This is a genomic window from Clostridium sp. ATCC 25772 (assembly GCF_001573875.1).
In the GTDB taxonomy this organism is placed as follows: Bacteria; Bacillota; Clostridia; order Clostridiales; family Clostridiaceae; genus Clostridium_J; species Clostridium_J senegalense.
Genome location: NZ_LFRG01000010.1, coordinates 122,504 through 143,914, shown reverse-complemented (window position 1 = coordinate 143,914; position 21,411 = coordinate 122,504). Strand labels below are relative to the sequence as shown.

General features: G+C 25.5%; 26 protein-coding genes. 23 read left to right on the top strand and 3 right to left on the bottom strand.

Going from position 1 to position 21,411, the window contains the following annotated elements; all coding sequences use genetic code 11:
- Positions 1 to 8 precede the first annotated feature (8 nt).
- From AZI32_RS05350 to AZI32_RS05280, 15 genes are all read left to right on the top strand, one after another.
- Entirely contained in the window at positions 9 to 725 is a 717-nt protein-coding gene (locus AZI32_RS05350; RefSeq protein ID WP_061994866.1) for a DUF881 domain-containing protein, read from the top strand.
- 380 nt (positions 726 to 1,105) lie between these two features.
- Entirely contained in the window at positions 1,106 to 1,771 is a 666-nt protein-coding gene (locus tag AZI32_RS05345) for a YggS family pyridoxal phosphate-dependent enzyme (protein ID WP_061994865.1), read from the top strand.
- 29 nt (positions 1,772 to 1,800) lie between these two features.
- Positions 1,801 to 2,268 (top strand): cell division protein SepF, encoded by a 468-nt coding sequence (gene sepF, locus AZI32_RS05340; protein WP_010292327.1) that lies wholly within the window; start codon positions 1,801 to 1,803, stop codon positions 2,266 to 2,268.
- Between the two features lie 15 nt (positions 2,269 to 2,283).
- Positions 2,284 to 2,553: a YggT family protein gene (locus AZI32_RS05335; protein ID WP_061994864.1), complete on the top strand. Its 270-nt coding sequence runs from the start codon at positions 2,284 to 2,286 to the stop codon at positions 2,551 to 2,553.
- Positions 2,554 to 2,556: 3 nt separating this feature from the next.
- Positions 2,557 to 3,333, top strand: coding sequence for a YlmH/Sll1252 family protein (locus AZI32_RS05330; protein ID WP_061994863.1), 777 nt, complete (start codon positions 2,557 to 2,559; stop codon positions 3,331 to 3,333).
- Between the two features lie 18 nt (positions 3,334 to 3,351).
- Positions 3,352 to 3,951: a DivIVA domain-containing protein gene (locus tag AZI32_RS05325; RefSeq protein WP_061994862.1), complete on the top strand. Its 600-nt coding sequence runs from the start codon at positions 3,352 to 3,354 to the stop codon at positions 3,949 to 3,951.
- 179 nt (positions 3,952 to 4,130) lie between these two features.
- Positions 4,131 to 5,219 (top strand): 3-dehydroquinate synthase, encoded by a 1,089-nt coding sequence (gene aroB, locus AZI32_RS05320; RefSeq protein ID WP_061994861.1) that lies wholly within the window; start codon positions 4,131 to 4,133, stop codon positions 5,217 to 5,219.
- Position 5,220: 1 nt separating this feature from the next.
- Positions 5,221 to 5,913: a 5'-methylthioadenosine/adenosylhomocysteine nucleosidase gene (locus AZI32_RS05315; RefSeq protein ID WP_061994860.1), complete on the top strand. Its 693-nt coding sequence runs from the start codon at positions 5,221 to 5,223 to the stop codon at positions 5,911 to 5,913.
- 10 nt (positions 5,914 to 5,923) lie between these two features.
- Positions 5,924 to 6,718 carry a 3-deoxy-7-phosphoheptulonate synthase gene (gene aroF, locus AZI32_RS05310; RefSeq protein WP_061994859.1) on the top strand — a complete coding sequence of 265 codons (795 nt, stop codon included), beginning with the start codon at positions 5,924 to 5,926 and terminating at the stop codon, positions 6,716 to 6,718.
- A 12-nt stretch (positions 6,719 to 6,730) separates the two neighbouring features.
- A complete protein-coding gene (gene aroA, locus AZI32_RS05305) occupies positions 6,731 to 8,044 on the top strand; it encodes a 3-phosphoshikimate 1-carboxyvinyltransferase (protein ID WP_061994858.1) in 1,314 nt (437 codons plus the stop codon).
- 78 nt (positions 8,045 to 8,122) lie between these two features.
- Positions 8,123 to 8,731, top strand: a complete 609-nt coding sequence (locus AZI32_RS05300) for a TraR/DksA C4-type zinc finger protein (protein WP_061994857.1) — start codon at positions 8,123 to 8,125, stop codon at positions 8,729 to 8,731.
- A gap of 110 nt (positions 8,732 to 8,841) precedes the next feature.
- Positions 8,842 to 9,294, top strand: a complete 453-nt coding sequence (gene lspA / locus AZI32_RS05295; RefSeq protein WP_061994856.1) for a signal peptidase II — start codon at positions 8,842 to 8,844, stop codon at positions 9,292 to 9,294.
- Entirely contained in the window at positions 9,294 to 10,214 is a 921-nt protein-coding gene (locus AZI32_RS05290; protein ID WP_061994855.1) for an RluA family pseudouridine synthase, read from the top strand. The genes lspA and AZI32_RS05290 overlap by 1 nt, the downstream gene beginning before the upstream one ends.
- Positions 10,215 to 10,227: 13 nt before the next feature.
- Complete coding sequence (gene pyrR, locus AZI32_RS05285; RefSeq protein WP_061994854.1) at positions 10,228 to 10,764, top strand: bifunctional pyr operon transcriptional regulator/uracil phosphoribosyltransferase PyrR; 537 nt, start codon at positions 10,228 to 10,230, stop codon at positions 10,762 to 10,764.
- A gap of 22 nt (positions 10,765 to 10,786) precedes the next feature.
- Entirely contained in the window at positions 10,787 to 11,905 is a 1,119-nt protein-coding gene (locus AZI32_RS05280; RefSeq protein ID WP_061994853.1) for a class I SAM-dependent RNA methyltransferase, read from the top strand.
- A 48-nt stretch (positions 11,906 to 11,953) separates the two neighbouring features.
- Here the strand turns inward: AZI32_RS05280 and AZI32_RS05275 are convergent, their stop codons facing one another.
- Positions 11,954 to 13,693, bottom strand: a complete 1,740-nt coding sequence (locus tag AZI32_RS05275; RefSeq protein ID WP_061994852.1) for an NFACT RNA binding domain-containing protein — start codon at positions 13,691 to 13,693, stop codon at positions 11,954 to 11,956.
- Positions 13,694 to 14,149: 456 nt separating this feature from the next.
- Between AZI32_RS05275 and dapF the strand changes: the two genes are divergently transcribed.
- Complete coding sequence (gene dapF, locus AZI32_RS05270) at positions 14,150 to 14,971, top strand: diaminopimelate epimerase (protein WP_061995079.1); 822 nt, start codon at positions 14,150 to 14,152, stop codon at positions 14,969 to 14,971.
- Positions 14,972 to 14,997: 26 nt separating this feature from the next.
- On the opposite strand, the gene AZI32_RS05265 is transcribed toward dapF, so the two are convergent.
- Positions 14,998 to 15,642: an SdpI family protein gene (locus AZI32_RS05265; protein ID WP_061994851.1), complete on the bottom strand. Its 645-nt coding sequence runs from the start codon at positions 15,640 to 15,642 to the stop codon at positions 14,998 to 15,000.
- 2 nt (positions 15,643 to 15,644) lie between these two features.
- Positions 15,645 to 15,917, bottom strand: a complete 273-nt coding sequence (locus AZI32_RS05260) for an autorepressor SdpR family transcription factor (RefSeq protein WP_061994850.1) — start codon at positions 15,915 to 15,917, stop codon at positions 15,645 to 15,647.
- A 225-nt stretch (positions 15,918 to 16,142) separates the two neighbouring features.
- Here AZI32_RS05260 and AZI32_RS05255 point away from each other — a divergent pair, with 225 nt between their 5' ends.
- The 7 genes from AZI32_RS05255 to AZI32_RS05225 all read left to right on the top strand — a co-directional run bounded on the left by AZI32_RS05255 (position 16,143) and on the right by AZI32_RS05225 (position 21,403).
- Positions 16,143 to 17,663, top strand: a complete 1,521-nt coding sequence (locus AZI32_RS05255) for a GspE/PulE family protein (RefSeq protein ID WP_061994849.1) — start codon at positions 16,143 to 16,145, stop codon at positions 17,661 to 17,663.
- Entirely contained in the window at positions 17,653 to 18,852 is a 1,200-nt protein-coding gene (locus tag AZI32_RS05250; protein ID WP_061994848.1) for a type II secretion system F family protein, read from the top strand. The genes AZI32_RS05255 and AZI32_RS05250 overlap by 11 nt, the downstream gene beginning before the upstream one ends.
- Before the next feature lie 193 nt (positions 18,853 to 19,045).
- Entirely contained in the window at positions 19,046 to 19,474 is a 429-nt protein-coding gene (locus tag AZI32_RS05245) for a hypothetical protein (protein WP_061994847.1), read from the top strand.
- Positions 19,455 to 19,871: a type II secretion system protein gene (locus AZI32_RS05240; protein ID WP_061994846.1), complete on the top strand. Its 417-nt coding sequence runs from the start codon at positions 19,455 to 19,457 to the stop codon at positions 19,869 to 19,871. The genes AZI32_RS05245 and AZI32_RS05240 overlap by 20 nt, the downstream gene beginning before the upstream one ends.
- Complete coding sequence (locus AZI32_RS05235) at positions 19,861 to 20,316, top strand: type II secretion system protein (RefSeq protein ID WP_162266734.1); 456 nt, start codon at positions 19,861 to 19,863, stop codon at positions 20,314 to 20,316. The genes AZI32_RS05240 and AZI32_RS05235 overlap by 11 nt, the downstream gene beginning before the upstream one ends.
- A complete protein-coding gene (locus AZI32_RS05230; RefSeq protein ID WP_061994844.1) occupies positions 20,295 to 20,702 on the top strand; it encodes a hypothetical protein in 408 nt (135 codons plus the stop codon). The genes AZI32_RS05235 and AZI32_RS05230 overlap by 22 nt, the downstream gene beginning before the upstream one ends.
- A gap of 5 nt (positions 20,703 to 20,707) precedes the next feature.
- Positions 20,708 to 21,403, top strand: a complete 696-nt coding sequence (locus AZI32_RS05225) for a hypothetical protein (RefSeq protein ID WP_061994843.1) — start codon at positions 20,708 to 20,710, stop codon at positions 21,401 to 21,403.
- The last annotated feature ends 8 nt before the right edge of the window (positions 21,404 to 21,411 follow it).

The following is a 21,411-nucleotide window of genomic DNA, read 5'->3' as shown; positions in this document are numbered from 1 at the left end:
TGATGTAAGTGCGAAACAATGAAGCCACGCTATTTGTATTTATAGCATCAATAATTGTTGGCGTTTTAATTTCGATGAATATAGAAATAGGGGATAATACTAGATATCTTGATATGGATCAATATGAAGAAGCGTACAATGAAAAAGCAAATTTGCAAAGAGATATTATATCATTACAAGATCAATTAAATTTCTTAGAAAATAAGATAAAGAAATATGAAGAAAGTTCTTATTATACATCTGAGGTAATGCAAGAAATAGATAAAGAACTTAATGACAATAAACTATTACTAGGAACATCAAAGGTAAAAGGAGAAGGAATAAAAATAACATTAAATGATGCTCCACAAGTTGCTTTTGGACAAAAGTATACATCAGACATGTTGATACATGATAAAGATATTATTAAAGTAATAAATGAATTAAGAAATGCAGGGGCAGAAGCTATTGCTGTTAATGATTATAGGGTTGTATCGAGCAGTTATGGATTTTGTGCAGGTTCTAACATAAATGTAGGAGGAATAAAAGTAGTAGCTCCATTTTATATAACTGCAATAGGTAATAAAGATGTTATGGAAAACTATTTAACAACTCAAGAAAATCATGTTAAGGCATTAAAAAGAAGAGAGTGTTATGTTGACATCGAGACTTTGTCATCTTTGGAAATCCCAGCTTATAGTGGTATTATAAAAAATAATTATTTAACTGAAAATATGGAAAAATAGTATCAAATATTTACGTATTTTGAAGGAGTTTTTGTTTAAAATGAAGAATATAATAAATATATTGATAAAGATTGAGATTTTTTAACAAATTTATATTTTTACGTAAAATATTTAGTGCAAATAATTTAATTATTTATATTTATAGAATTAATATTAGTAATAAATTTAATTGAATTTAAGCTAGAATTATTGAATGCTAAAAAGAATAGCATTATAATAAGAAAAATAGATAAATTTTCTAAAATACTAATGTTAATTGAGAAAAATAAAAATAATAGCTTAAACTTTATGAATTTTATTCGAAATATAATATATAATTAAATTTAATTTATAAAATGGCTTAAAATAGAATAATATGCTTGTTTAAGGAGGATATTATAATGACGATAAAGGAAAATTATAAAAATGTAGTTAGTGAATTGTCGAAGGACATTGTCCTTGTAGCGGTTTCTAAAACAAAACCTGTAGAAGACATAAAAGAGATATATGATGCTGGTTGTAGAGAATTTGGAGAAAATAAGGTTCAAGAACTTATTGAAAAATATGAAGAGCTTCCAAAAGATATTAGTTGGCATTTAATAGGTCATTTACAAAGAAATAAAGTAAAATATTTAATTAACAAAGTAAAACTTATACATTCATTAGATAGTGTAAGATTATTACAGGAAATAGAAAAACAATTTTCAAAATCAAATGTTATAGCAAATACGTTGATTCAAATTAACATAGGCAGGGAAGAAAGTAAGACAGGTATAATGTTAGAGCATCTAGATGAACTTTTACAAGAAGTTGAAAAATGTGAATATGTAAAGGTAAGAGGAATTATGGCAACTATACCTAAAGGTGATGAAAAAAGTTGTAGAAAGTATTTTTCAGATATGAAAAATATATTTGATAATTTAAAAGAAAAGAAATTAAAAAATGTATCTATGGAATATTTATCTATTGGAATGAGTGGAGACTATAAATATGCTATTGAAGAAGGTAGCAATATGGTTAGAATAGGCTCAGCTTTATTTGGAAAAAGAAATTATGATTTAAATTAAATTTATTTAAAGTGGGAGGAGACATATTAATGGAAGGAAAGATTTGGGATAAATTTGCCAATGCAATAGGAATAGGGGTTCAAGATGATTTAGAAGAAGGGGAAGAAGAAGTTTCAGCAACAAGTGAAGAAATTTTTGAAGAAAATGAATTAGATATTGAGAACTTTGGAACAAATAAAAAGCAAAATAAAATAGTAAATATACACACAGCTACTTCAGCAAAAGTCGTAATAATAAAACCACAAAATTATGATGAGGCTAAATCAATTGTAGATAATTTAAAAAGTAGAAAAATAGTTTTAGTAAATATAAATGGTATAGAGCAAAAAGTTGGACAAAGAATATTAGATTTTTTAATAGGTGCAGTATATTCGCTAGAAGGAGATCTTCAACAAGTTGAAAAAGGTGTATTTATTTTGTGTCCCTCAAATGTTGAGGTAACTAATGATTTAAAAAATGAGTTGTCAAGCAAGGGGCTTTTTGGTTTGCAAAGATAATGGAGGGTTAAACTAGTGCTTATAATAAGAATAGTAAGTATGTTTTTTGAGGTAATAAAGGTAGCAATACTTGTAGAATGTTTATTATCCTGGGTGCCGAATGCTCGTTATGGGAAAATAGGGACTATAGTTCGAACAATTACTGAGCCAATAATGGTTCCGTGCGAAAAAATCAATGATAAACTTTTTAAAGGATTCCTTTTAGATTTTTCGCCAATCATTGCATATTTTTTAATTTATATTATAGAAAGTATAATATTAAGGCTATTAATGGTAATACTATAATATATGATGAATAAAAAAGAATTTTTGAATCATTTCAGTGGATATGATGAAAATATTATATATAAACTATATGATAAGCTTTTATTAGCGGATAAAACTAATAAAGTAGTCTATTCAAGATTTTTTATATATAAGGGGATTTATAATAAACTCAAATCCATAGAAAAAAGCATTGATATAAAAATATATTGCAATGGAATATTTGAAGAATGTGAAAGAGTAATGATTTCTATAAGTAGTTATGAAATACCGAGTTATTATCCTATGGTATTATTAAAAATAGTAAATAAGTCAAAATTTAAGAATTTAAGCCATAAAGATTATTTAGGATCTATAATGGCTCAAGGAATAAAAAGAGAACTTTTAGGGGATCTGATAGTTCAAGATAATAGTGCCTATGTTCCCGTAGTAGAAGAAATTGTAGATTTCTTAATGTTAAATCTTAATTCTATAGGAAAATGTCCTTGTGAAGTTATTGAACTACAGGATAATGTTTTAAACATACCTAAAATAAACTTTGAAGAAAAAATTATAATAGTTACTTCTTTAAGATTAGATAATATTATAAGTGGTATTTGTAATATATCTAGAAGTAAGGCGTTAGATTTAATACAATGTGGTAGAGTTTTAATAAATTACGTAGAAGAAACTAGAAAAGATAAAATTATAATTAAAGAGGATATAGTAACTATTAGAACTTATGGAAAATTTAAAATAGGAGAAGTTATAGGGAAAACTAATAGTGATAGATTTAAAATTTCCATAAAAAAGTACAATTAATTAGGGGTGAGTTAAATTATGAAGTTAACTGCAATGGACATTAACAATAAAGAATTTAAAAAAGTTATGAGAGGTTATAGTACAGAAGAAGTAGAGGAATTTTTAGAAAAAATTGCAGAGGACTATGAAGCTATATATAAAGAAAATACAACATTAAAGGAAAAAATAACAGTTTTCCAGGATAAGTTGGAACATTATAGCAAAATAGAAAGTACTATACAAAGTACCTTATTGCTAGCTCAAAATGCTGCTGAGCAAGCAAAAGTAACTGCAGAGAATGAGGCAACTTTAATTGTTAAAAATGCAAATGAAACAGCAAAGAGGATTTTAGATAAATCACATAACGATGTACTTCAAATAAATGATGATTTTGATAAAACAAAACAAGAATTTTTAAAATTTAGAACTAAATTTAGAAACTTTATGACAAGTCAAATAGAAATGTTTGAAACATTAGAAAAAGATTTTGATAAAAATTATAACATTTCTAGTGCTGTAGATGAAGTTTTACAAGAAGTTGCAATAGAAAATATTAAGGAAATAGATTCTAATACACAAGAAATTGCTTACGATGCTAAGGAATTAGATGAAATAAAAAGTTTTTTTGTAAATGAATAAAAAAATAAGACTTTTAGGGTAGAATTACTTTAGAAGTCTTTTTGTTATTTAAAGTTTAAATATGTAAATAATTTTATTATATGGTTTTTTAATATGATATAATATACATATATTTTAAATGAATAAGTAATAATTTGTAAAAAAATTAATTTATAAGATTTATATGAGAGGTGATAGTTGTGAAAGAAATCACTGTAAAAAGCAATATTAGACCTTATAAAGTATATATGGACAACGACTTAAATAAACTATATTTAGCTTTGAGTGAAAATAAAATCAAAAATACAGACAAATTTATTATTATAACTGATAGTAAAGTATACTCTATATATAAGAAAAATATTAAATCTTTTATGAGAAAGTTTCATTATGATATTTTTGTCATGGATGAAGGTGAAGAAAATAAAAGTTATAAAACAATAGATAGAATATATAAATTTCTTATTGAAAATAATTGCGATAGGAATACAGTTTTATTTGCCTTAGGTGGAGGAATAGTTGGAGATATAACAGGCTATGTAGCTGCTACTTATATGAGAGGTATAAGATATGTAAGCATTCCCACTACGCTTTTGTCTCAAGTAGATAGTTCAGTAGGTGGAAAGGTTGCATATAACTTAAACAATGTAAAGAATGTTATAGGCACTTTTTATGACCCAACTTTTGTTTTCATATCTGTAAATTTTTTAAAAACATTAGAAGAAAAAGAATTTATAAATGGATTATGTGAAGTTATCAAGTATGGAGTCATAAAAAAACAAGAGATCTTAAAATATATTACTGATAATTTAAAAGGTATATTAGAACTTGAAAATGATAAATTATTACATATAGTTAAGGAATGTATAAAAATAAAATCGGAAGTAGTTGAAAGTGATTATAATGATTTAGGATATAGAAATATATTAAATTTTGGTCATACAGTAGGTCATGGAATTGAAATTGATTCTAATCACAAAGTGAGTCACGGAATAGCAGTAGCACTTGGTATGCTAGTTGCAATAAAAATATCCGAAGATAAATTGAATTTAAATGAAAGTTTTTATGAAGAATTAGAAACTCTTTATAAAAAAATAAATATTCCTACAACATATAAAGTTGACAATAGAAAAGGATTTTTGTATTCTATAAATCATGATAAGAAAATGGAAAATAATAAAATCAAATTTACCCTTTTAGAGGACATTAATAAATGTTTAACTAAAATAGAGGTTGATGAAGAAGAAATTTTAAAAGCAATTGATAAAAGTATAGGGAGGAATTTTTAAAATGGTAATAGGAATTATAGGAGCAATGGACGAAGAAGTAAAAGGTCTTATAGATGAAATGGACATAGAAAGCAAAAAAAATAAAGCAATGATGGAGTTTAACAAAGGAACATTATACGGTAAAAATGTTGTTATTGTAAGATGTGGAATAGGTAAAGTTAATGCTGCAATTTGCACTCAAATTTTATGCGATGATTATTATGTAGATAAAGTTATTAATGTTGGAATAGCTGGTGGAATAGGTATGGAAATATATCCTGGAGATATAGTTATAGGTTCAGATTTAGTACAACATGACATGGATACTTCTGCATTTGGAGATAAAATTGGTCAAATACCAAGATTAGACGTTTTTGATTTTAAATGTGATGAAAAATTAGTAAAATTATGTAAAGAAGCATGCAATCAATTGAAAAATCATAAAAGCTTTGTTGGAAGAATAGTTTCAGGCGATCAATTTATTGGTAATGTTGAAAAAATAAAATGGTTAAATTCAGAATTTAATGCATTAGCATGTGAAATGGAAGGTGCTAGTATAGCACATGCTGCATATTTAAATCATGTTCCATTTGTAGTAATAAGATCTATATCAGATAATGCTAATAATGGAGCTCACATAGATTATGAAAAATTTAAGGATATAGCAGTACAGAATTCAAATAACATATTAAGATATATGTTAAAGTCAATGTAGGTGATACTTAATGTTATTGGAAGATAAAAAGTCTAAAAAACAGAAAAATGTAAGAGTAAGAGATATAGTTATAGGTGGACCAGAAAAAGTTATAATATCTGGACCATGTTCAGTAGAAGATTATGAAACCATGAGAAAAATAACTAGTGGATTAAAAAAATGTGGTGTGCAAATTTTAAGAGGTGGGGCATTTAAACCAAGAACTTCTCCATATGATTTCCAAGGACTAAAACATGAAGGTGTTAAAATACTTCATGAAGTAGGAAAAGAATTTGATATGCCAATAGTTACTGAAATTATGGATGCAAGAGATTTAGAATCTTGTGCAGAGCATTTGGATATGATACAAGTAGGATCTAGAAACATGTATAACTATACTCTTTTAAAAGAACTTGGAAATTATAATATACCAATACTTTTAAAAAGAGGAATGAGTGCTACTCTTACAGAATGGCTAAATGCAGCAGAATACATAATAAGTAGTGGAAATCCAGATGTTGTTCTTTGTGAAAGAGGTATAAGAACTTTTGAAACTTATACAAGAAATACATTAGATTTAAACTTAGTTGCTGCAATAAAAGAAAATTATAACATACCAATAATAGTTGATCCAAGTCATGGTACAGGGCGAAGAGAGCTTGTAGGGAAAATGTCTTTAGCAGGAATTGTAGCAGGAGGAGATGGCGTTATAATAGAAAGTCATATAAATCCTGATAAAGCTATATCCGATGCCAAACAAACAATATCAATAGAAAACTTAAGTGAAATAATTTCTAATATAAAAAAAATAGAAAATTTATTTTAGGAGAGTATAAATATGGATATATGTATATATGGTAGCAAGAAAAATTGGGATATATCTTTAACTATACCAGGTGATAAATCTATAGGACATAGATCACTTATTATTGGATGCATACCTAAAGGTAAATATAAAATAGAAAACTTTTCTTTTAGTAAAGATTGTTTAACGACTTTAGAAATAATAAAAAAGCTTGGAGTTATAGTAATTGAAAAGATTGTAGATAATAACAGAGTTTTATATGTTGATTCTCCAGGTTATACTAATTTTAATAAAGATATTGGTACTGTAAATTGTAATAATTCAGGTACTACAATAAGGTTGATTTCTGGATTGTTATGTGGAGCAAATATTAAAGCTATATTAGTTGGTGATGATTCATTACAAAATAGACCAATGAAAAGAATTATTGAGCCATTAACGCTTATGAATGGACATATAGAATCTAAAAATGGGAAACTTCCATTACTAATAAATAAGAATGACGGGTTGAAGGGCATAGAATATAATATGACAGTTCCATCAGCACAAGTTAAATCATCAATACTAATAGCTGGTTTTTTAGCCAGTGAAAAAACTATAGTTACTGAATTTCACAAAACAAGAAATCATACTGAAAAATTGTTTAAGTATTTAAATGCCAATATAAATATTAATAATAATAAAATTTCTATTGAAAATTCAAATATAGAGAGCAAAGATATATTTGTTCCTGGCGATCCGTCAAGTGCAGCATTTTTAATAGGGGCTACTATTTTATCTGAAAAATCTAAAATGAAATTAAATAATGTTTTATTAAATGATGGAAGGCTTAAATATGTAGATATATTAAAACGAATGGGGGCTAATATATCTATAAACAAAACTGGCTTTTTAAATGAGGAACTTATAGGAGATATATATGTGGAGAGTTCTAATTTGAATGGGGTTACAGTGAAAAGTGATGAAATTCCTAATATAATAGATGAAATTCCAATTTTAAGCGTTTTAGCAGCTTTTGCTAAAGGAAATACTTTGTTTGAAAATGTAGAAGAATTAAAGTATAAAGAATGTGATAGAGTAGAAGCTATAATTGAAAATTTACAAAACATGGGAATTGAATCTACTATAGATGGAAAATATAATTTAAAGATTAAACCAATAGATAATTTAATAGAAAAAAATATAGAAATAGATTCCTATAATGATCATAGAATTGCATTAGCATTTCTAGTTGCAGCAATCAAGAATCATGGAAAAACTATAATAAAAAATTATGAATGCACTGATATATCTTTTCCAAAATCGCTAAATTATTTTAAAGATGTATTAAAAATAGAAAAAATGTAATAAAAATAGTATAATAAAATTCTCTTATAAACAAACAATAATTAAGATTACACATTAACTTTTAAGGAGTGATGTATTATGAATAAAAATGATCTTAATTATTTTAAAAATAGACTTATAAGAGAAAAACAAAAGATAAACGAAGTTATAGAAGAATTGAAACCTAAAAAATCAATAAATACTAATGCTGAAATGGCAAGTGAGATATCTGTATATGATGATCATACAGGAGATAGTGCAGGAGCATTATTTGACATGACGAGGGATATAGCACTTGAAAATAATGAAAAGACTATACTTAATAAAATAGATAATGCAATTAATAAAATAGATAGTGGTGATTATGGTAAATGTAATTTATGTGGTAAATTAATATCACAGGAAAGACTAAGTTTTATTCCATATGCTGAGAATTGCATAGAGTGTGAAAACAAGGTTAATGAGGAAATTAAAGTAAAAAATAATTCTATTGAAACTATGAAGAATTTAAGAAATAGTGAAAGGCCGTCATATTATTCATATAAGGCACCAGATAGTTCTGTTTATAAATTTAATAATGGGTATGAAAGTATTAATGGTTTTATAGATATAGATGGAGAATATGATAATTATTATGATGATAACTATTATGTTGACCCAATAGAAAGTATCAGTAATACACAATATAAGAATCAATTACCATATTAGATTAGTAATATTAAGGTGTATATCTAAAGCTAGATATACACCTTAATATAAAAAATAGAATGAAATTTTAACAGTAAATACTTAAAGTCTATTTTTAGGGGGTGGGTTTTATGATTTTAGAGTTATTAATAATAATTATAGGATTTTTTGCTGATAGAGTAACTAAATTATGGGCATTAGGTTATTTAAAAGGAACAGATGGAATAACAATAATAAATAATATTTTTAAATTGGATTATTTAGAAAATAGAGGCGCAGCTTTTGGAATATTAGAAGATAAGATATGGTTTTTAGTTTTAATAACTACTATTGTAGTTGGTGGAATTATATTTTATTTATTAAAGGCAAAACCAACATTTAGGCTTACAAGAATAGCATTTTCAATGATTATAGCAGGAGCTTTAGGAAATTTTTATGATAGATTAGTTTATAAGTTTGTTGTAGATTTTATTTGTATACATTATAAAGATGTATATTATTTTCCAACATTTAATGTAGCAGACATATTAGTGAGTTTAGGTACAGTAGCTATAATAATTTGTATAATAAAGGACGAGATTTAATGGAAAAAATACTTTTAAAAGTAGATGAAGATAATATTAATAAAAGATTAGACTTATTTATAAGTGAAAAGTTAGAGGGAAAGTCTAGATCGTATGTTCAAGGACTAATAGAAGATGAAAAAGTAGTAGTAAATGAAAAAATAAAAAAAAGCAATTATAAATTAAAATTAGAAGATGTAATAAATATAGAAGTACCACAGCCTAGAGAACTTGAAATAGAGGCTGAAGATATACCATTGGATATAGTATATGAAGATAGTGATGTTATTATTGTTAATAAAGATAAGGACATGGTTGTTCATCCAGCACCAGGAAATTATAATGGAACTTTGGTAAATGCATTATTATATCATTGCAAAGATTTGTCTGGTATAAATGGTGTTGCAAGACCTGGTATAGTTCATAGGATAGATAAAGATACCTCAGGCATATTAGTTATAGCTAAAAATGATAATGCTCATAATAGGTTAGCAGAACAATTTAAAGATCATAGCATAACAAGAACTTATTATGCATTAGTTGAAGGTGTTATCAAAACAGATAGTGGAATAATAGATGCTCCTATAGGAAGGCATCCAGTAGAAAGAATAAAAATGGCTGTTGTAAAGAATGGAAAGCATGCAGTTACTCATTATGAAGTTATAGAAAGATTTAAAGGTTATACCCTTGTTAAATGTAACCTTGAAACAGGTAGAACCCATCAAATTAGAGTTCACATGAGTCACATAGGTCATCCTTTACTAGGTGATGAAGTATATGGATTCAAAAAACAAAAATTTAAATTGCAAGGTCAAGCTTTACATGCGAAAGATTTAGGTTTTATACACCCAACAAAAGGTGAATATGTTGAATTTTCATCGCAATTACCACAGTATTTTGAAAAGCTGTTGGATAATTTAAGAAATATTAGTAAGATATAGGGAGGTTTAAGTCTTGGAAGTTAAATCAATAATATTAGATGATACAGGTATAAAAAGAACTTTAACAAGAATTTCACATGAGATAATAGAAAAAAATAAAGGTGTAGAAGATGTAATTTTAGTAGGAATAAAAACTAGAGGAGTTCCAATAGCAAATAGAATAGCTGAATTGATAGAAAAATTTGAAGGAGTAAAGGTTCCAGTAGGTAGTGTTGATGTTACTCTTTATAGAGATGATTTAACTGAAGTTTCAGCACAACCTAAGGTAGGAAATACACATATAGATATAGAAATTGAAAACAAAAAGATAATTTTAGTAGATGATGTATTATACACAGGAAGAACGGCAAGGGCAGCATTAGATGCTATAATAGATGTAGGAAGACCTAAAATGATACAATTAGCTGTATTAGTAGATAGAGGTCATAGAGAGCTTCCTATAAGAGCTGATTATGTAGGTAAAAATATACCAACATCAAAGAAAGAAATAATATTTGTAAAAATAAAAGAAACTGACGGCGAAGACTTAGTGAATATATTAGAAGATTAAATAAAACTAGGAGATTAAAAGTATGATGTACGAAATTATTGCTACTACCACATTTGGATTAGAAGCTATAACAGCTAAGGAATTAAAAGAATTAGGATATGAAGATTTAAAAGTTGAAAATGGAAGAGTTATGTTTGAAGGAGATGAGATGGACATAGCAATATGTAACATACATCTTAGAACAGCAGAAAGAGTATTTATAAAAATGGCAGAGTTTACTGCTAAAACTTTTGAAGAATTATTTCAAGGAACTAAAGCAGTAAATTGGGGATTTCATATTCCTAGAGATGGAAAAATGCATGTAATAGGAAAATCAGTAAAATCAACATTACATAGTGTTCCAGACTGCCAAAGTATAGTAAAAAAAGCAGTAGTAGAAAGAATGAAAGAAAAATATAATACAAGTTGGTTTGATGAAGACGGTCCAGTATATAAAATCGAAGTTTCAATATTAAAAGATGTTGTAACTTTAGCTATAGATACATCTGGTGTTGGACTTCATAAAAGAGGATATAGAGAAAATGCAGGAAATGCTCCTTTAAAGGAAACTTTAGCAGCAGCAATGGTATTAATTACAAAATATGATGGTTCAAGAATTCTTTTAGATCCATTCTGTGGATCAGGAACTATAGCAATAGAAGGGGCTATGATAGCGAGAAATATTGCTCCAGGAGTAAATAGAACTTTTGAAAGTGAAACTTGGCCTAATATGTCAAAAGAAATGTGGGCGCAAGTTAGAGATGGTGCTAAGAGGGCAGAAAATAATAAACAAATAGAAGTATTGGCTTCAGATATAGATGGTAGAGTACTAAGAACTGCTATGGATAATGCTAGAAAAGCTGGTGTAGATGATATTATAAAATTTCAAAAACTTCCAATGCAAAGTGTACGTTCAAGAAAGAAAAATGGACTTATAATAACAAATCCACCATATGGGGAAAGATTACTAGATGAAAATGAAGTAAAAGTATTATATAAAGAGTTTGCCAATATGTATAATAATTTGAATGATTGGTCATGTTACACGCTAACATCTTTTGACGATTTTCAAAAATGTTTTGGTAAAAAAGCAGATAAGAATAGAAAATTATATAACGGAAGAATACAATGTTATTATTATCAATATAATATAAAGAAATAGTAAAAAGGGTTAATTCTAGTTTGAATTAACCCTTTTTATATTTATAATTTATATTTGAGAGACTTTAGGAATTTCTGGCGTAATATAAATTGTCTTATTAGTGTAATATATAACCATTCCTGGTTTAGAACCAGAAGGTTTCTTAACATGTTTGACTTCTGTATAATCCACTGGAACATTAGAGGATGTTTTACTTTTACTGTAATAACCAGCTAGATTTGCAGCTTCAAGCAATGTATTTTCAGGAACTTCGCCGTTACATTTTATTATAACATGAGAGCCAGGAATATTTTTTGTATGAAGCCATATATCATTCTTATGAGCAAATTTTAATGTTAAATAATCATTTTGAATATTATTTTTTCCTACATAAATATCGATATTATCACTAGATATAAAATGCATTGGTTTAGAAGGTTTCTTTTTAGAATTTTTTTTAGATTTTTTAAAAGCAATATATCCAGTTTCTATTAATTCATTTTTAATGTCTTCAATTTCAGTATAGTTATCTGCATTAACTATATTAGCCATAACTGATTCAAGATAATTAAGCTCATCTTTTGCAATTTTTAATTGAACAACTGCATTTTCTTCTGCTTTTTTTAATTTGGTATATTTTTTATAGTAAATTTGAACATTTTCAGAAGGTGTTTTAAATTCATTTAAAGGTATAGTTATATATTCTTCTTTTTCACTATAGTAATTTAATACATCTATAGATTTATCACCTTTTTTTATAGAATATATGTTAGCAGTTAATAACTCACCGTACAGATTTATATTTTGTTTTTCTTCACATTCTTTTAATGTATTTTGTAAAATTCTAATTTTTTTCTTCACTCTATCTATATTATTATTAACAATTTTTTGTAAATCATGGCTACGATTATTTAATCTATCATGTTTATCTTTTTCAAAATAAAATTCTTCTATTAATGTTGAAGGGTTTTCATAGGATTTACAATGAAAATTTTCAAGAGAAGTTAATTCTATACAATGAAAATCTTTTAATATGCCATTATTTGAATAAGATGCAAAGAAAAAATCATTTTCTTTTATCTTTGAAAATATATCTAAACAAAAATCATAGATTTTTTCTATATTATCTAAATTTAAATCAATATTTTTTTTAGTAAGCCTAAAAATTAATTCTTTAGATAAGTTACTACTAACTCCTGTGAACATCGATGTAAAGAATTTATTGTCTATAGCTTTTTCACTATATAATTCAACAACTCTATTTTTAAAATCTTCTTTGGAAAAATTAAAAGAATTAAGTTTTGGTGAAGCTGGTGGATATTTATATTCTACACCAGAGTATAAAACCCTATAAGTATTTATATCCGCAGTTATATGTTTTATGCTATCCATAACTATATTATCTCTTTGTCTAACTAAAGAAATATTACTATGTCTACCCATTATTTCCACAATAAGAGAATAAACACTATTAAAACCTAATTCATCACTACTTTCAAAATCCAATACTATAAGTCTGTCACTATCAATTTGAGTTATATTTATTAAAGTAGCTGTATTTAGATATTTTCTAAGAACCATACAAAACATTGGTGCTTTTAATGGATTTTCTTTATTATTATTGGTTATGTTAATTCTAGCAAAATTAGAACTAGCACTAATAAGTAACTTTTGAGTTTTTCTATTTTTTTTAAATGTTAATATTATTTCATCTTTCTCCGGTTGATTAATCTTTTCAACTCTACTATTTAAAAAATCTTCTTTTAATGCATTTACTATACTATGCAGAAAAATTCCATCTAATGCCATGTGAATCATCCTTTCTTATGGAATTTAATATATGAAATAAATAACTATTATAAATAAAAGTTATTTAAATTTTTTATAAAAATATATTTATAGTATACCATTAACAAAGATAACTATGGTAAGATTTTTGAAATTTGTAAATGAATCGTGTTATTATATAATTAATATATTAAAATATATAGGGAAACAAGCTCCAATTTAAATTTATTCAATAACTTTAAAATACTTTCACACAAGATACAGTGTTGAATTTTAAGTGATTCGAAGCATGTCTCACTATTTTAGGTATCCAAGTTTTGGAATGGATAATTTTAGAAGTCAACTTGGAACCCTATATTAAACAATTAAATTTCAAACATAAAAAGGTATGTGCGTATAAGCAGATATTTTAAATAAAAATTTAATTTACTATATTTATTAAGAAATTAAAATGAATAGGGGGAAATGATTATGACTATAAATTTTATCAAGATGCATGGTGCAGGTAATGATTTTATAGTTTTTGAAGATTTTAAAAATCAATATAATGATTTATCAATGATAGCTAAGAAATTATGTAATAGGAGATTTGGAATAGGTGCAGATGGAATATTAGTTGCAAGAAAAAGTCAAGTTGCTGATATAGAGATGATAATAATAAATGCAGATGGATCTTATGCAGCTATGTGTGGCAATGGAATAAGATGTTTTGCAAAGTTTGTTTATGAACAAGGCTATGTAAGCAAAGAGACTATGAAGATACAAACTGGTGATGGAATAAAAATTGCTGATTTGATTTTTAGTAAAGGTGATATCCAAGGAGTAAAAATAAATATGGGTAAACCATCTTTTGATTGTAAAGACTTTAAAGCTAATTATAATGAAAATATAATAAATAAAAGATTTAATGTTGGTGGTAAAGAATATATATTAACATCGTTACTTATGGGTGTTCCACATACTGTTATAATAGATGATGGTGATAATTTTAATGTAAATGAAGGTTCTAAAATTGAAAAACATGAACTATTCGTAGAAGGAACTAATGTTAATTTTTGTAAAATCAAAAATGATAGCCATATAGAAGTGAAAACTTGGGAAAGAGGAGCCGGTCCAACATTAGCTTGTGGAACTGGTTGTTGTGCATCTGTAGTTGCTACTAATAAACTTGGATTTGTTAAAAAAAGTGTTACTGTTGATGCACCAGGTGGAAGACTTTTTATAGAAATAACAGATAGTGGAGTAATGATGACAGGACCAGCAGAAAATATATGTGCTGGAGATACTTATATATTATAAAAAATAGAAGTCATATTTAATGACTTCTATTTTTTATTCTCAATATTTTTAAAATAGACATAGCTCATTATTGAAGGTAATAATGAAGAGATTAATAAACAAGTAATTAATATAGAAAATAAAGTAGTTCCATTGAATAATAGGGTTGAAATTAAAGTTAGTACACCTGTAATGGTAAAGAGCTTTCCGCCAAGCCTATGAGTTTTTCTCCATACAGTATCATCACTAAGCGTCCATGGAGTTTTTATTCCAAAATAAAAGTTGCTTCTAGATTTAGGTAAATAGTTACCTAGAATAATAAATAGAACTCCAACAAAGAAGGGAACAAATTTGCTTATTGGAACATTATATCCTAAAGAAGCAAGCAATGTTAATATAAACATTGAAAAGAAAAACAATACAAAGGCAAAAATTGAGTTTTCATAAGATTTTTCATATTTTTTATAGTTATGTTTTCGCGGATCTATTTTAGGCAAAAATTTAAATAATAAGTATGAAAAAACTAAAATAATTGGTTCTAAAAATATGTAATATTTTGGACCATATCTATCTATTTCACCATTAATCCCCCAATGTATAGGAATATTATTAGGAAGTTTGTTATAGAACATAAAAGAAATTATAAATGATAAAATTATTAACGTTAATATAAATATATTTTTTTTCTTCATATTTATTTCTCCTTACTACTTTTACTCAAATCTATAAACCATTTCATCAAATCCTCAAACACTGAAGTGTTTAAAGAATAATATATGTATTGGCCTTTCCTTTCATCAGAAACTAAATCTGCTTGTTTTAATAATGAAAGATGGTGAGATATGCTAGGTTTGGATATGTTAAAAGAATCTGAAATTTCACCAGCAGTCATATCGCTATTTTTGAGTAAATCAAGAATTTTTCTTCGTGTAGGATCAGACAGTGCTTTGAAAACATCATTAAACAAAGAAATTTCTCCTTTCTTAAAAAATAGACATCATTGTAATAATTAGATAATTAGGAAACTATTTAACTAACTTCAATTATATAATACTTATTAAATTTGTCTATAGTGGAAGTATGAAATAAACTTTCTTATATTAATGAACAAATATAATTTACAAAAAATTTACAAAGAAGAAGAATATACATATTTTACTTGGAAATAACTTCAAATATAGGGGTGATAACATTGGAGAAAAAATTCGCAGAAAATATAGATGTTGAAGATTCTGGAATGAAAGTTATTTCCAAGGAAACAGCATTAAATTATATAATGATGCCTTATAAATTAGATAATGACAATATATATTTGTTTGTATCTAACTTTTTAGATGAAGAGACAGTAGAAGAAATAGAATTTGTTTCTCTAAGAACTGTAAAGCAAAACATCTTAGATAAGAAAACAATATTATATCTCATAAACAGACATTATGAAAAAGAAAAGTTAAAATATAACATAAAGAAATTAGAAAGTGAAAAACATAAGGAAGAAGATAAGAGTCAAAAACTTACAGCAAATGAAGAAGACAAATCTCCAGCAGTATTAATTTTAGATGCTGTTATAAAAGAAGCTATAGAGAAAAAAGCTAGTGATATACACATAGAGCCTAGAAAAAATACTGTAGGTATACGAATTAGAATAAATGGAGACTTAGTAAAGGTAGAGGAGTTTCCACTAGAGATATATGAAAACATTATATATAGAATTAAAATATTATCTTCGTTAGATATCAGCCAAAAATTAAAACCACAAGATGGAAAAATGAAATTTATATATGAGGATAAGGAGTTAGATTTAAGAGTATCCTCACTTCCAACAATTTATGGAGAGAAAATAGTAATAAGAATATTATATGCTAATTCTAATTTATATTCTTTAGATGAATTAGAATTTTTAAAGCAAGATAAGAAATTAATAAAAAAGCTTCTTAAATCTCAAAATGGAATGATTTTATTAACAGGACCAACAGGAAGCGGAAAAACTACTACATTATATGCAATGGTTATGAGTATGGATAGGGAAAGAAAAAATATTGTAACTGTGGAAAATCCAGTTGAGTATGAAATAGAAAAAGCTAATCAAGTGAATATAAACCCTAATGTAGGATTAAATTTTACAAGAAGTTTAAGTAGCATATTAAGACAAGACCCAGATGTGATAATGGTAGGCGAAATAATTGATGAGAAAGCTGCTCAAATAGCTATAACAGCGTCATTAACAGGACATTTGATATTATCTACTATGCATTGCAATGATGCGCCATCATCAATTATAAGATTAATAGATATGAAAGTTCCAAAGTATCTAGTTATAGATTCATTGGTACTTATTATTTCACAACGATTAGTAAAAACTCTTTGTGATAATTGTAAAAAGATCCATACAACAACAAAAGAAGAGATGATAGATTTAAATTTAGATGAGCCTAAAAACATATTTAAACCAGATGGGTGTGAATGTTGTAATTATACTGGATATGTAGGTAGAAAAATGGTTTATGAAATGGTGCTTTTAGAAGATAAACATAAACAATTAATAATGAATTATGAAGATATAAATGAACTAAGAAAATATACTTTTAATAACAAAGAAAATTCTTTATCTCAAAAACTTAAGAATTTAGTTTTATTAGGATTAACATCTTATGATGAATATATAGCAAACTTACAATTGAATTGTATAAGTAAGGATGAAGTAAATGAAGTATAAGTATTTTGCTGTAGATAAAAACAGAAATAATATAAGTGGATATGAAACTGCAGAAAACAGTATAGAGCTATTAAAATATTTAAAGAAAAATAATTTATATTGCATAAAATTTTATAAGATTAAGGATAGTAAATTAAAAAAAATATTTTGCAAAGTTTCATATAAAGATATATCTATGTTTTGTAAGTATATGAGCATATCTTTAAAATCAGGAATGAATTTTGTGGAAATTATAAATTTGGTGATATATAGAATAAATAATAAACAAATAAAAAAAAGCTTAACTATTATAAAAAATGAAGTGGAAAGTGGAGAAAGTTTTAACCAAGCTATGAAAAAGTTTTCTAACTTATATCCTAAATTATTAGTAAATATGATAAAACTAGGTGAGGAAACAGGAAACTTAGAAAAAGTTTTTGAAAACATGGAAAAGTATTATGAAAGCAAATATAAACTGAAAAGAAAATTTGTATCCTCATTAATATATCCAATAATAGTTTTATCATTAGGGTTGGTTATACAAATATTTTTCATGACATCTATATTACCTACATTTATAAACCAATTTAATTTAGATAAAGGGTCTCTTCCTAATATAACTAAGTTTTATATAGTAATAAGTAAATATTTAAAGGTTAATAAAGTAAAAGTTATAATAGTTTTATTTATGATTATGTTTGTTATGTACATTTTAAAAAATAAAATATATGTAAATAAAAAAGTTTCTAAAAATTTATTCAAAATACCTGTTGTAGGGAATCTAATGATGAAAACATTTAGAGAAAACTTTAGTTCAAACATGAATTTGCTTATGAGAAGTGGTTTAAATGTAGTAGAAAGCTTAGAATATACGATTGATAACATCGGAAATATATATTTGAAAGAGAAAATGAATTTGGCTATGTTAAAGATTTTCCAAGGAAATAATTGTGCACAATCATTAATGGAGACAAGTTTTTTTCCACAGTTTTTTATTGAAGTTATAGCTATTGGTGAAGCATCGGGTACATTAAATGAAAGTTTTAAAACATTAGAAGACATATTAGGTGAAGAATTAGAAGAGTTTTTAGATAAGACAATAGTTATAACACAACCATTGACAATAATAATTGTAGGTATTTTAATTACTACACTAATAGTAGCAATGTTAATGCCTATGCTAAATATGATTGAATTTATTAATATGTAAGTTATATAGGGAAATAAGCTCCAATTTAAACTTATTCAATAGTTTTAAAATATTTTCATACAAAATGAAGTGTTAAATTTAGGTAGTTATTATATCGGAATATTTTTTTGATTATCTGAATTTTGAAAAATAACTTTAAAAATAAATTTAGATCACTATAAAATTTAAAAGCTTTGGAGAGTGAATTTAAATTATGAAAAAAGGACTAATGCTTATAGAGGTTTTGGTTACTCTTTCAATAATTTTATCTATTTTAATGATTTCTTCTTTTGCAAATAAAAGCTTTGAAAAATATGAAGAAAAAATAGCATTAGAATACTCTGCTAATGACGTAGTTAATTTTATAAATTATGGTAAAAGTTATAGTAGAAGGTTTAAATCAACAAGCTATATATATTTACAAGGTCAGAATGTTTTAATATTAGGAAATAAATCAAAAATTATTGAAACTTTAAAGTTGCCAGAACATGTAAGCATAACTCAATTCAATAATAATGTATTAAATATAAAAAATGGTGGATATGTAAGTGATGCTTGCACTATAAGATTAAAAAGTAAATCAGGATTAAAAAAAGAAATAAGTATAATGGTAGGTACTAACTATGTCCATATTAAAGAATAAAAAAGGATTTATGATGTTAGAGTTGGTTATAGCTATGAGCATAATTTTAATAGCTGTTACTTTAATTTTACAAAGTATGGTTGTAAATAGAAGTATAGCTAATAAGCTTGAAAAAGATAAAAAGTTTCATAAATCAGTAGATACTATTGAAAAAATAATTGTATATAACACATCTATAGATGAACTTGAAAAAATTTCAAATAAAGAAATATATATAACTTTTGATGATTTAGAAAAATATCATGGAGAAAAGATAGGTAGTATTATATCTGATAAAGGTGATATTAAAATTAGTTTTACTGAAGATAATGGTTTTGTAAAAGCTAAAATAATAGGAATTGGTGAATATGAAAAAAATAAGGAATATACCTTTGTTAAGGGAATTTATGAAAAATAAGAATAAAGGATTTACTTTGATAGAAGTTTTAACATCATCACTTATATTAGTAATAATTCTTACTGTGTTATGTTCTCTTTTTATAAGTAGTAACAATATGTTTTTTAAGAATATTAAATCTAATAGAAAAAATCAAGAATTGGAAGAAGCTATATATTTTATTGAATATGAACTTGAAAGAAGACCTTGTGAAGTTAAGGTTTTTGATGACAGTATTGTTTTAATATTTAAAGATGGAAAAACCAAAAAAATAAAATGTATAAATAATAATCTATTTATTTTAAACAGCGATAATAAAGAAATTCCCAATGATTACGGTTATAAAAATTATATTTTGAAAGGAGTAAAAAAGTTTGAAGCGGAAAAGATTGAAAATTTAGTTTATTTTAAAATTGAAACTGACGACGGGAAAAGGAGTGAAAAATGGCATCCAATTATAAAGTGAAAAAGAATGGGTTTGCAATGATATCAGTTATTATAATAACCGGATTAGTAATTACAATAGCTTCATATATGATATGTGAAAATGAATTTTTATCTAAATATTATTCTGTTAATAATGAATATTTAGGAACTCAATCTCAAGAGGAAAAACAAAGAGAGGTATTATTAGGAAAAGCTAATAAATATATGTTAAATTCGAAAGAAAATTTAGAAAAACTAAAATTTACGTATGATAATGCTAGTATAAAGTATGATAAAGATGAAGAATTATTAGTATTAATTAGACCATATGATATAGGAACTATTAAAAAAACTTATTATAGACCACAACTTAATAAAAATAAAGTTAAGTTCATTTTTGTTAAGGATCAATTAGAGAGGGGCTAAGATATATGAATATAGTGTTTTATGGTAATGAAAATGATACGAAAGCTGTAAAAATTAAGAAAAATATATTTAATAAATTTAAAGTAGAAGAAGAATATTCTTTTGATAAAATATTTTCTATAAATTTAAAAAATAAAAATATAAACGTACTTGTAGAGGGGGAAGAATTATTTATTAAGGTTATATCTATCCCTAAGGTTAAAAAAAACCAAATATCATCTCTCGTTAAAAATGAGGTAACTTTAAGATATGGAGATAAAGTTATGTTTAAATATAGTGTGTTAGAAGAGAAGGATAATATATTTAAAATTATTTTATATTGTTTTCATGAAAAAAAATATAGTTTGTTAAATGACAAAAGGATAGGATATTCAAGAAATCTTAAAGTAGAATTTTTGCAAAATTATGTTTTAAAGTACTATTCAAAATATATACAGGAAGAAAAGTATAAAATGATTTTTCAATATAAAAATTTTATTTATTTTATTAAAGTTAATAAGGAAAATTTATTATTTAATAAGGTGATGAAAATTACTGATACTGAAAAAATTAATAAATTATTAGATGAATTTATTAAGGATAATAAAACTATATATCATTTTAATTCAAACAATATTGAGAAATTAACAAAAGGAAAAAATGTAGTAGAACTATTGCCTCTCACAGTAGACCAAGTAATAAAATTTGCAATAGCAAGGTGAAATAATAT

Bases quoted from the DNA above. Each gene is read 5' to 3' on its own strand.
- AZI32_RS05250 (WP_061994848.1), top strand. From the start codon at position 17,653: ATGAAGTATAAGTATTTTGCTGTAGATAAAAACAGAAATAATATAAGT.
- AZI32_RS05300 (WP_061994857.1), top strand. From the start codon at position 8,123: ATGAATAAAAATGATCTTAATTATTTTAAAAATAGACTTATAAGAGAA.
- lspA (WP_061994856.1), top strand. From the start codon at position 8,842: ATGATTTTAGAGTTATTAATAATAATTATAGGATTTTTTGCTGATAGA.
- AZI32_RS05235 (WP_162266734.1), top strand. From the start codon at position 19,861: ATGAAAAATAAGAATAAAGGATTTACTTTGATAGAAGTTTTAACATCA.
- AZI32_RS05245 (WP_061994847.1), top strand. From the start codon at position 19,046: ATGAAAAAAGGACTAATGCTTATAGAGGTTTTGGTTACTCTTTCAATA.
- sepF (WP_010292327.1), top strand. From the start codon at position 1,801: ATGGAAGGAAAGATTTGGGATAAATTTGCCAATGCAATAGGAATAGGG.
- AZI32_RS05240 (WP_061994846.1), top strand. From the start codon at position 19,455: ATGTCCATATTAAAGAATAAAAAAGGATTTATGATGTTAGAGTTGGTT.
- AZI32_RS05290 (WP_061994855.1), top strand. From the start codon at position 9,294: ATGGAAAAAATACTTTTAAAAGTAGATGAAGATAATATTAATAAAAGA.
- aroF (WP_061994859.1), top strand. From the start codon at position 5,924: ATGTTATTGGAAGATAAAAAGTCTAAAAAACAGAAAAATGTAAGAGTA.
- AZI32_RS05315 (WP_061994860.1), top strand. From the start codon at position 5,221: ATGGTAATAGGAATTATAGGAGCAATGGACGAAGAAGTAAAAGGTCTT.
- aroA (WP_061994858.1), top strand. From the start codon at position 6,731: ATGGATATATGTATATATGGTAGCAAGAAAAATTGGGATATATCTTTA.
- AZI32_RS05345 (WP_061994865.1), top strand. From the start codon at position 1,106: ATGACGATAAAGGAAAATTATAAAAATGTAGTTAGTGAATTGTCGAAG.
- AZI32_RS05265 (WP_061994851.1), bottom strand. From the start codon at position 15,642: ATGAAGAAAAAAAATATATTTATATTAACGTTAATAATTTTATCATTT.
- AZI32_RS05230 (WP_061994844.1), top strand. From the start codon at position 20,295: ATGGCATCCAATTATAAAGTGAAAAAGAATGGGTTTGCAATGATATCA.
- AZI32_RS05275 (WP_061994852.1), bottom strand. From the start codon at position 13,693: ATGGCATTAGATGGAATTTTTCTGCATAGTATAGTAAATGCATTAAAA.
- AZI32_RS05225 (WP_061994843.1), top strand. From the start codon at position 20,708: ATGAATATAGTGTTTTATGGTAATGAAAATGATACGAAAGCTGTAAAA.
- AZI32_RS05280 (WP_061994853.1), top strand. From the start codon at position 10,787: ATGATGTACGAAATTATTGCTACTACCACATTTGGATTAGAAGCTATA.
- AZI32_RS05330 (WP_061994863.1), top strand. From the start codon at position 2,557: ATGATGAATAAAAAAGAATTTTTGAATCATTTCAGTGGATATGATGAA.
- AZI32_RS05325 (WP_061994862.1), top strand. From the start codon at position 3,352: ATGAAGTTAACTGCAATGGACATTAACAATAAAGAATTTAAAAAAGTT.